Here is a 9,728-nt window from a genome sequence, read left to right as displayed (position 1 = left end):
TGTCTTATCTGTTTCTCGCCTTGTCGGCACTGATCCGGACGTGATGCCCCTGATCGGTCAATAGGTCTCTCAATCGATGAAAATCGTCCCGGCCCGGTATCCCCGCGAACCAGACGCTACCGTCCTCGTCGAACATGACGTCCAGGGCCTTGCCGGTGTGCCGTGGCGCGCCCTCGTACTGCGCAAAACGCGCGTGGCCGAGTGCCGTCAGGCAATGCAATCGCTGGTTGTCGCTGCCGCGCAGCGCGCGTGTCTGCGGCGCGTCGATGTCGAATGGATCGGAGATCAGCGCATCGATCAGGCCGTCGGCGCGTGCCAGCGTATCGGCCAGCGATTCGATCGGGTGGCCGCTGTAGACGAGGATGTCGCCTGCCGACAGTTGCCGCAGGCCATGCAGGAGCGCAATCAGCGCATCGGGCTGATCGAACGGCTCGCCGCCCGAGATCGTGATGCCGGTGGCGTCGGGCAGCCAGGCTCGGACCTGCGCCAAGAGGGCATCGACGGTGGTTTCGCCCCCGGCGTGTGCCCAGGTATCCATCGAAATGCAGCCCGGGCATCGGATCGTGCAACCTTGAAACCAGATGCCGATCCGCTGCCCCGGCCCGAGCGTCGTCACGGGAAAGTGCAGGCGCGAAACACGAATGTCCATGGCCTACTGCTTTTGCAACTGGAACGAACCCGAGTCGATGCCCGAGATGACGAATCGATCGCCGGCGGCCGCATCCTGATCGAACAGGCCGCGTGCCAGCGGGTTGAGCAGATGCGCTTCGATCTGGTTTCGGATGCCGCGGCCGCCGTTGGATAGATCGCCGAGGCATTGCGCCTGCAGCGCGATCCTGGAACCGGCGTCCAGGTCGACGGCGATACCCTGGGAGGCGACGTCGTCGAGCACGGCACGAACCATCTGCTCGAAGATTTCCGTCGCGACATCCTCGCGGATGAAGTCGAAGACGATAATGTTTTCGCCGATGCGGTTCAGGATTTCGGGCCGGTTCAGGACCAGCTTGAAATGCCGCTGGATTTCCCCGAGCACCTTCTTCTGGATTTCCGCAAAGTCGTTGCCTGGCTGGATATTCGCCACGCGCTGACCCGATTCGTCCTGGCGGTAAATGCCGAGGTTCGACGTGAAAACGATCAACGCTTCGGAAAAGTACACGCGGTCGCCGCGCCCTGACGTCAGCACGCCGTCATCGAGGATTTGCAGAAACTTGTCGAGAATGCGCGGATGCGCTTTTTCGATTTCGTCGAAGAGCACCACGCTGAACGGGCGTTCGCGAATCGCATTCGTCAATTCTCCGCCGACGTCGTAGCCGACGTAGCCGGGCGGCGCGCCGATGAGGCGCTGGTCGGCATGTTCCGCGCTGAATTCCGACATGTCGAAGCGGATGTAGGCGCTCTCGTCACCGAACAGCAGGCTCGTGATCGTCTTGGCGAGTTCGGTTTTCCCGACACCGGTCGGGCCGGCGAGGAAGGCGACACCGCGCGGCCGGTTGCCTTTCCGCTGAGAACCCACCCCCGTCATGGCGCGCTTGACGAGATCGAGCATGTGCGTAACCGCGTGCGCTTGCCCTTTGACCCGGCGGCGAATGAACGCGTCGGCGTGACGGATCTTGTCGCGGTCGATTTGCTGCCACGGATCCTCGGTGACGCCCACTTTATAACGCCGCACGGCGTCGGCAATTTTATCGAGGGGCACCTGCTCGACGCGGGCGAGCGTGGCGATCGCATTCATGTCGGCGAGCAGCAATCCCTCGGACCCGTCGACGAAGGCGGATGCCGCCTCGGCAAGACGATCCGGCGTAGCGGCCTGGGCACCGGGTACGCCGCGCAGCAATGCACCGGCCAACGCCCGACGGGCGGCGCTGTCGGGTTTCGACACGGGAATATGCCGGATGCGCGGATTGTCGATCAGCAACCAGTCCGGCAGATCGCCTTCCTTGTCGACGATCCAGATCACGGTATTGAAAAACGGACGTCGCAGTTCTCCGGCGGGGCGGGGGGCGGCCGTATGCGCCAGCACCAGTGCGCGCGTGAACAGCGTGTGCTCGGCGGGGGTCAGCGTTTCGGCGCGAATCGCCAGTCGAGAAGCAAAATCGACGACGAGGGCAATCGGCGGGCCGGGCAGCGCGACCAGACGTTCAACGCATGCGGTGAGCGCATCGATGCCGCCCGGTGCCGTGCCATCGGCCGGTGTCAGGCCGAGACGTCGCAGGGTTTCATCGGCAGGCTCCGTGGGCGACACCCGGCTGTCGGGCACCGTGAAGCCTGAAATCGGATTCCAGACGACAAGCTGCGCATAACCCGCCTCGCGGAGATTGTCGCCGAGCGTATTCACCAGCGACTGCGCCGTCACCACTTCGGGGGCAACTTCACATGCCTGTAAATCGCGGACGTTTCCCGAGAGCACGAACTGGCTTTTCAACGGGAGGAAACGCAGCAGATCCCGTAACCATCTGGGTTTGACGTAGGCAGGCATGTCGTGATGGCGCGCAAAGAAAGCGAAAGCAAAACGTTATCATAGCCGCCCGACCGATATATACCGAATGAATAGGGCTACCGGAAACGAGTCGATAGATTTATAGGCGTCGAGCAATGAATCTCGACGGCCCTGTTCATTTCCCGGTTTAGCCCAGCAACCCCGCGACGACATCGACGATCCGCTGCAGCAGCGCTTCGTCGTAAGGCAGCCACGGCACCGCGCGCAGCGGCGACGGCGGGGGTTCGATCGCGGGCTCGACGGGTTCGCCGTCGCGCGTCACGCGCCCGGTCGCGCAATGTACCGACCACGCGCCGACGCGCACATGGCGTTCGTCGAGCGTCATCCGGCCTTGCGCGATCGGTTCGGCGAACACGAGCGCGAGCACCTGCTTGCGATGCCGCGCCATCGCGCCGAGCGGCAGGTCGGACAGCCGGTGCAGGCGCTGCTCGCGCTCGTTTCGCGCGGCGCGCTGGCGCACCGGGTCCGCCTGCGTGTCGGCCGCGCGCGTCGCGTCATCGTCGAGCGCGAATGCGGCGACGCTGACGAGCAGGTCGACCGCGCGCGCCACCTCCGAGAACACGACGGGATCGATTTCGCCGATCGGCGCGGCCATCCAGCGCCGCTCGAGCCTGCGTTCGACGTGCAGCCGGCCCGACGTGCCCTGGCCGTCCGTGCCGGGAAAGAGCCGCGCAGCGACGTTGAAGGTCGCGCGCACGTCGCCGAACTCGCGTGCGAGGCCGTCGTCGTACGCGCGGATCGACCAGCCTTCGCGGCGCGCGACGCCGAGCAGCGGGCGGCTCGCGAGGACATGACCTTCGAACATCGCGGAATCACTGGTCGCGGCGTCTTCGTCGGCCGGCACGTAGAACTCGCGGAATGCCTGTCGAACAGGTTGCCGGATCGCACGGCCGACGATCGCGCGCTGCCACGCGAGCCGCTCGTCCGCATCGGCCAGCAGCGGATGCCAGAGCCGGATCTCGCTGTCGGCGTCGAGTTCGCACGCCGCGCCGGCGGCATCGCGCAGCACGATCTTGCCTTTCGCGATGTCGGGCATGAACGAGACCGTCGCGCCGTCGCGCGCGCGTGCCTGCCAGATCATGCGGGTCGAGAACGCGGCGCCGGCCGGCGCATCGACGAGGCGCTCGCGCCATTCGGCATGGCCCAGCGTCATCGACTGCCAGAAACCCGCTTCCATGCAGGTGGCGAGCATCGTGAGCTGCTTCTTGTCGGGCTTCGCGTCGAGCGTCATGCGAAGCGCGGTGTGCGGCCGTTCGCCGAGCGCGCGTTCGGCAGGCTTCAGGTTGCGCGCGAGCTTCTTCTGCACGCCCGCGTGACGCACGGTGGCCAGCGCATCGCGCAGCGCACGCAGGCTCTCGGGTGTCGGGATCGTCTCGACCGCATGGCCGAGCGCGATCGCAAGCGATTGCGACGGCGCGGTTTTCGCGGCGGTCGGCGCGACACACACACCGGTCAGCAGCGGCCCGATCAGCGGGGGGAGCCACGGCGCGTCGCGATAGGCCGCGACGCGCGCCGCGCGCGCGACGACCTGCGCGTCGTCGGTCGTAAACGCGCGATCGGCCTGATAGGGGACGTCACCCGCGTGAATCGCGGCGACGTGCCGCGCGGCTTCGGTCAGCGTATCGCGCGCGAAGTCGACGTAAGCGGGTTCCTCCGCGAGCGTGGCGGCCGGATCGTCGGCATCGAACCACAGCCGCTTCGGCGCGAAATAACCGTCGTTCGTCGCGGCCAGCGCGAGCAGCGCGGCCGGCCCGAGTTCGGGCAGCACGTCGAGCTCGCGCACGCGCGCCGGTGAATCGGCATTCAACTGCGCATACGCGTCGCGCAAGGCCGTGATGTCGCGCTGGCCGGCGAACGAGTGGAGCGCATATTTTCCATACACGGAGAGTTTTTGCAGGCCGTCGTTCTGCGGTTCGTCGAGGATGCGCGAGAGTTCGGCCTGCAGCGCGGGCGCGGGCAGCGCATCGAGACACGACAGTTCCTGTAACGCGCGCCGCCACGCGCCGGCCGGAATGTCGCGGAACAGTTCGAGCGCGGCCTCGGCATCGACGAGTGGCGCGAGATCGAGCGCGTCGATCTGTGCGCGCAGCCAGCGTGCGAATGTGGCGCGCGGATCGTCGCGGGTGTAGTCGTGCTGCGCGACGAGTTCCTCAGTGCGGCGCAGCGCGGGCCACACCGCGCCGAGCCCGTGTGCGTCGAGCGTCGACAGGTCGAGCGGCGCGCCGGTGAAGCGCGGGTGGTCGGCGGTGTCGGTCAACCGTGCGACGAGCTGGGCGACGACAGGCGGGTGGACGGATTCGGTCATGATGTTGGGCGGCTCTCGCGTGGCGGGATCGGATCGGCGTCAGTGGTGTCAGCGCAGCCGCAGCCGCTCGACCATCTCGTGGATGACGATATGGCGGATCGCGCGCAGCAGGTGCATCTCGCCGCCGAGCGTCGCTGTGTTACATCCCGACGGCGAAATTCAAGAAGAAACCGTGCGATCGACGAGTTTTGGGCGGCTGACGGGCGGAATTGTATGAAAAACCGTGAGATCGCACAGTTTTCATTCCCGATTTGCCCGGCAACGTGTCCCGGCCACCCCGTGCGTTCGTCACCGCTGTCCTGCCGTTCCGTAAAGTCACGAACCTCCGCCCGGCGCCGCTGCGCGCGGCTTGCCAAGGCTGCGACCCATTCATAAGACATACAGTTTTCGCACGCCGGGCGATTCGCGCCGAACTGTACTCTTGTTCGCGTGATCGATGTGTGTACTCGTCGCCAACTGTTCTGCTCTTAAGATTCCATCATCAAGTGCACAGTGCCGCAGATCCAGTCGTACCGGAACCCTGTCGGCGCATCTTCAAGAGAGAGCCAGTGCGATGGAAAAGGCAAAACCGGAGGGAAAGATCAGGAATCACGACGGCCCGGTCGGCGGGCGAAACACGTGCGTGTCGGGCGCACACGGCAGGGCGGAGCGGCTGCGCAGGCCGGCGGGAGGCGCGCGATGAAACTCTATGAAAAACTCGCGGACGACATCGAGCGCCTGATCCGCCAGGGCGTGTACCGGCACGGCGACCGGATTCCGTCAGTGCGGCAGGCGAGCCAGCAGCACCGGATCAGCATCACGACCGTGCTGCATGCGTATCTGCTGCTGGAAAGCCGCGGGCTGCTGGAGAGTCGCCCGCAGTCGGGCTATTTCGTGAACCTGCGGCGCGACGACAGTCATGCGCCGGTGCGCGAGTTGCGGCCGTCGAAGCCAATCGCGATCTCGTCGTCGGTCGACGTGAGCCGGCTCGTGCTGTCGACGCTGCGCTCGATCGGCACGGACGACGCGGTGCCGCTCGGCTCGCCGTACCCGGACCCGAGCCTGTTCCCGTTCGAAAAGCTGAACCGCTACGCGTATGCGGCCGGCCGCGACAAGTCGCTGTGGGGCGTGACGGACGGGCTGCCACCCGGCCATCCGCGGCTGATCCGGCAGATTGCGCGTCGCTACCTGGAAAACGGGATGTCGGTGGACCCGAACGAGATCATCGTGACGGTCGGCGCGACGGAGGCGATCAACCTGTGCCTGCAGGCCGTTGCAAAACCGGGCGACACGATCGCGGTGGAGTCGCCGACGTTCTACGCGATGCTGCATGCGATCGAGCGGATGGGGATGAAGGCGATCGAGGTGGCGACGCATCCGGAATACGGGATCGATATCGCGGCGCTGGCCGCGATTGCGAAGTCGCAGCCGATCGCGGCGTGCATGGTGATGCCGAACTTCCAGAACCCGCTCGGCTTCCAGATGCCCGACGAGCGCAAGCGCGAACTGGTCGAGTTCGCGACGAAGGCCGGGATGCCGCTGATCGAGAACGGCGTGTACAACGAGCTGTATTTCGGCGACGCGCATCCGAGTTCGCTGAAGTCCTACGACCGCAGCGGGATCGTGCTGCACTGCTCGTCGTTCTCGAAGAGCCTGACGGCTGCGTACCGGATCGGCTGGGCGCTGCCGGGCCGCTATCGCGACCAGGTCGAGAAGCTGAAATTCCTGAACACGCTCGCGACGCCGTCGTTGCCGCAGCTCGCGATCGCGGAGTTTCTCGAACGCGACGGCTACGAGCATCACCTGCGACGTCTGCGCAAGGCGTATGCGCAGCAGGCGAACCTGATGCGCGCGATGGTGTCGCGGTTCTTTCCGGAGGGCACGCGCATCTCGAGCCCGGCGGGCGGGTACGTGCTGTGGGTCGAGCTGCCCGCGCAGGTCGATGCGATGCGGTTGTACCAGCTCGCGCTGGAGCAGGGGATCACGATCGGGCCCGGCTACATGTTCTCGATCACGGACAGCTACCGGAACTTCATCCGGCTGAACTACAGCAGCCCGTGGTCGCCGGAGATCGAGCAGGCGGTGATCACGGTCGGGAAGCTGGCCTCGGCGTGCATGCGGTAGACGGGGGCGTGCCTGCCTGGCGCCGATAGGCGTAACCCGGGGGGGTCCAGGCGTCAGCGATTGAGCTCCTCGAGCCGCACGCCATTGGTCCTTGGGCCGAACGCGCCGATGACGACGACCACGATGAGCATGAACACGGTGATCCCGGTGAACACGCCGGGCACGCCGAAGTCCTTCAGCAGCGCAGCGATGATGAAGCCCGACATCATCGCGCCGGCGCGGCTGGCCGAATACGCGATGCCGCTCGCGCGGGAGCGCACCTCGGTCGGGAACAGCTCGCACTGATACGCGTGATACGCGACGGAGATCGTCTGCCCGGCGAGGCTGATCAGCACGCCGAGCACGATGAGCGGCACGACGGTCCTGACCTGCGCGAACGCGAGCCCGCAGACGATCACGGCCAGCGCACCGCCGACGATCAGGTGCTTGCGCTGGATGCGGTCCGCATAGCGCATCGCGAGCAGCGGCCCGGCCGGCATCGCGAACGCGATGACGAACGCGTACAGCAGGCTCTTCGTGACGGTGATGCCCTGGCCGATCAACAGTGTCGGCACCCAGTTCGCGAATCCGTAGTAGCCGATGGCCTGGCAGAAGTTGAACGCGACGAGCATCAGCAGGCGGGTGCGATAGGGTGCGCGCCACAATGCCGCGAATGCCGCGCGGGGTACTTCGGGTGCCTCGCTCGCCGGTGCGGGCGGCGGCAGCGGCATGCCTGACTCGCGCTCGGCGATCGCTTCCATCCGGCTCACGATCCGCTCGCTTCGCTCGGCGTCGCCGCGCGCGGCCAGCCACCGCGGGCTTTCGGGCACCGCACGGCGGATGAACCAGACGATCACGGCGCCGGCCGAGCCGGCCAGCACCACGATGCGCCAGCCGTCGAGACCGAACACGGTCGCGGGCACGAGCCACCACGACAGGATCGCCGCGACCGGCGCGGCGGCGAACATCACCACCTGGTTGAACGCGATCGCGCGGCCGCGCATCTGCTGCGGGACGAGTTCGGTCACGTAGGTATCGATCGTGACGATCTCCAGCCCGACGCCGATGCCGGTGATGAAGCGCCACAACAGCACGCCTTCGGGCGTCGTCTGGAACGCCATGATGGCCGAGCCGATCGAGTACCACAGCAGCGAGTACGTGAAGACGGCGCGGCGTCCGTAGCGGTCCGGCATCCAGCCGAAGCCGAACGTGCCGACGAACAGCCCCGCGAAGGTCGCCGCGATGAAGGCGGCGATGCCGGTGAAGCCGAAGAATGCCTGCGTGGTGGTCTGCAGCAGGCCGCTCCTGGCCATGCCCGGTGCGATATAGCCGGTGAAGATCAGGTCGTAGACTTCGAAGAAGCCGCCGAGGGAAATCAGCAGCACGAGCATCCACTGGTGCCGGGTGACCGGCAGCCGGTCCATGCGCGCGGAGATGTCCGTGCCGGTGCGGATGCCGGTACGTACCTGCGGCGTATCGAGCGGGGTGCCGCCCGCGGTGACGGTCTGATGCATGGGTTGTCTCCTGATCTTCTGACCGGCGGCATGCTTCTCCGAGCTGCCTGCCTTGATAACGGTTATAGGCGCACGCGACGTGGACGGAGCGCCGGAATCCTGGCGGCCTGCGGCCCGTTGCGCGACCGGGCCGGCACCGACGCCGGCTGGCCGTTGCCGCGCCGGCATCGGCTATCGCTCATGCGACCGCGCGGCGTTTCAGCCGTGCCAGCACTTCCTGCGTGTGCTCGCCGACGCGCGCGAGCGCCTGACGCACGCCGGGCCGTCGTCCGCCCATCGTGATCGGCAGCAGCACGACATCGGTCGTGTCGCCGTCGTCGGTCTGCATCGGCACCAGTCCGCCGCTCGCTTTCAGGTGCGGATCGTCGAGCAGTTGCTCGGGACGGACGATCGGCGCATATGGAATGCCGGCCGCTTCGAGTTTCGGCGACAGGTCGGCGGCGCGATGGTCCTTCAGGATCGCGCCGAGCCGTTCGAGCAACCGCGGCCGCACGGCGACCCGCTGCGCGTTGGTGGCGAAATCGGGTTCGGCGGCGAGCCCGGGGCAGGCGAGCACGTCGCACAGCGTGACGAACTGCCGGTCGCTCACCGCACCGATGAACAGCTGTTCGCCGTCCGCGAGCGCGAACACGTCGTAGACGCTCCACGCCGACACGCGCGCCGGCATCGGCGGTGGCGGTTCGTGTGTCATCGCGTATTGCTGCATGTGCTGCGCGCACAGGAACACGCAGTTCTCGAACAGCGCGCTCTGTACTTCCTGCCCGCGCCCGGTGCGTTCGCGTTCGCGCAGCGCGGCGAGTACGCCGATCGCACCGAACATGCCGCCCATGATGTCGTTGACCGACGTGCCGGCGCGCAGCGGTCGGCCGACCGGCCCCGTCATGTACGACAACCCGCCCATCATCTGCACGACTTCGTCGAGCGCGAGGCGCCGGTCGTACGGGCCGGGCAGGAAACCCTTGTGCGTCACGTAGACGAGCGCCGGGTAGCGGGCCGACAGCGTGTCATAGTCGAGGCCGAGCGTCGCCATCAGGCCCGGGCGGAAATTCTCGAGCATCACGTCGCAGGTGCCGATCAGCTCGACCGCGGCCTCCTTGCCCTCGGGCGTATGGAGATCGAGCACGACGCTCTTCTTGTTGCGGTTGAAGGAACGGAAGAAGCCGATGCCGAGGCCGGGCAGGTTGCGCGTCTTGTCTCCGCCGGGCGGCTCGACCTTGATCACTTCGGCGCCGAGATCGGCGAGGATCATCCCGCACGTCGGCCCCATGACCATGTGCGTGAATTCGACGACGCGAATGCCGTCGAGTGGAAGTCGGGTGTCGTGGTTCAT

Annotated in this window: 6 protein-coding genes; 1 reads left to right on the top strand and 5 read right to left on the bottom strand. The window is 66.6% G+C overall.

Features of this window, described 5'->3' with window-relative positions; genetic code table 11:
* Positions 1–4 precede the first annotated feature (4 nt).
* The 3 genes from LGN19_RS34980 to LGN19_RS34970 all read right to left on the bottom strand — a co-directional run bounded on the left by LGN19_RS34980 (position 5) and on the right by LGN19_RS34970 (position 4,802).
* Positions 5–649: a 4Fe-4S single cluster domain-containing protein gene (locus tag LGN19_RS34980; RefSeq protein WP_174957376.1), complete on the bottom strand. Its 645-nt coding sequence runs from the start codon at positions 647–649 to the stop codon at positions 5–7.
* 3 nt (positions 650–652) lie between these two features.
* The gene (locus LGN19_RS34975) at positions 653–2,476 is read right to left on the bottom strand and encodes an AAA family ATPase (RefSeq protein WP_175220654.1); all 1,824 of its coding nucleotides are present in this window, start codon (positions 2,474–2,476) and stop codon (positions 653–655) included.
* A 148-nt stretch (positions 2,477–2,624) separates the two neighbouring features.
* Positions 2,625–4,802, bottom strand: a complete 2,178-nt coding sequence (locus tag LGN19_RS34970) for a DUF4132 domain-containing protein (protein ID WP_226219753.1) — start codon at positions 4,800–4,802, stop codon at positions 2,625–2,627.
* A gap of 678 nt (positions 4,803–5,480) precedes the next feature.
* Between LGN19_RS34970 and LGN19_RS34965 the strand changes: the two genes are divergently transcribed.
* Positions 5,481–6,905 (top strand): PLP-dependent aminotransferase family protein, encoded by a 1,425-nt coding sequence (locus LGN19_RS34965; RefSeq protein WP_174932707.1) that lies wholly within the window; start codon positions 5,481–5,483, stop codon positions 6,903–6,905.
* A 53-nt stretch (positions 6,906–6,958) separates the two neighbouring features.
* On the opposite strand, the gene LGN19_RS34960 is transcribed toward LGN19_RS34965, so the two are convergent.
* Both LGN19_RS34960 and LGN19_RS34955 read right to left on the bottom strand, forming a co-directional pair.
* The gene (locus LGN19_RS34960) at positions 6,959–8,398 is read right to left on the bottom strand and encodes an MFS transporter (RefSeq protein WP_226219752.1); all 1,440 of its coding nucleotides are present in this window, start codon (positions 8,396–8,398) and stop codon (positions 6,959–6,961) included.
* Positions 8,399–8,576: 178 nt separating this feature from the next.
* Positions 8,577–9,728 (bottom strand): CaiB/BaiF CoA transferase family protein, encoded by a 1,152-nt coding sequence (locus LGN19_RS34955; protein WP_122950530.1) that lies wholly within the window; start codon positions 9,726–9,728, stop codon positions 8,577–8,579.

It is taken from the genome of Burkholderia sp. AU30198 (genome assembly GCF_020419825.1).
Taxonomy (GTDB): domain Bacteria; phylum Pseudomonadota; class Gammaproteobacteria; order Burkholderiales; family Burkholderiaceae; genus Burkholderia.
This window is presented reverse-complemented; position numbering and strand designations above follow the sequence as displayed.

Bases quoted from the DNA above. Each gene is read 5' to 3' on its own strand.
- LGN19_RS34980 (WP_174957376.1), bottom strand. From the start codon at position 649: ATGGACATTCGTGTTTCGCGCCTGCACTTTCCCGTGACGACGCTCGGG.
- LGN19_RS34975 (WP_175220654.1), bottom strand. From the start codon at position 2,476: ATGCCTGCCTACGTCAAACCCAGATGGTTACGGGATCTGCTGCGTTTC.
- LGN19_RS34970 (WP_226219753.1), bottom strand. From the start codon at position 4,802: ATGACCGAATCCGTCCACCCGCCTGTCGTCGCCCAGCTCGTCGCACGG.
- LGN19_RS34965 (WP_174932707.1), top strand. From the start codon at position 5,481: ATGAAACTCTATGAAAAACTCGCGGACGACATCGAGCGCCTGATCCGC.
- LGN19_RS34960 (WP_226219752.1), bottom strand. From the start codon at position 8,398: ATGCATCAGACCGTCACCGCGGGCGGCACCCCGCTCGATACGCCGCAG.
- LGN19_RS34955 (WP_122950530.1), bottom strand. From the start codon at position 9,728: ATGAACCACGACACCCGACTTCCACTCGACGGCATTCGCGTCGTCGAA.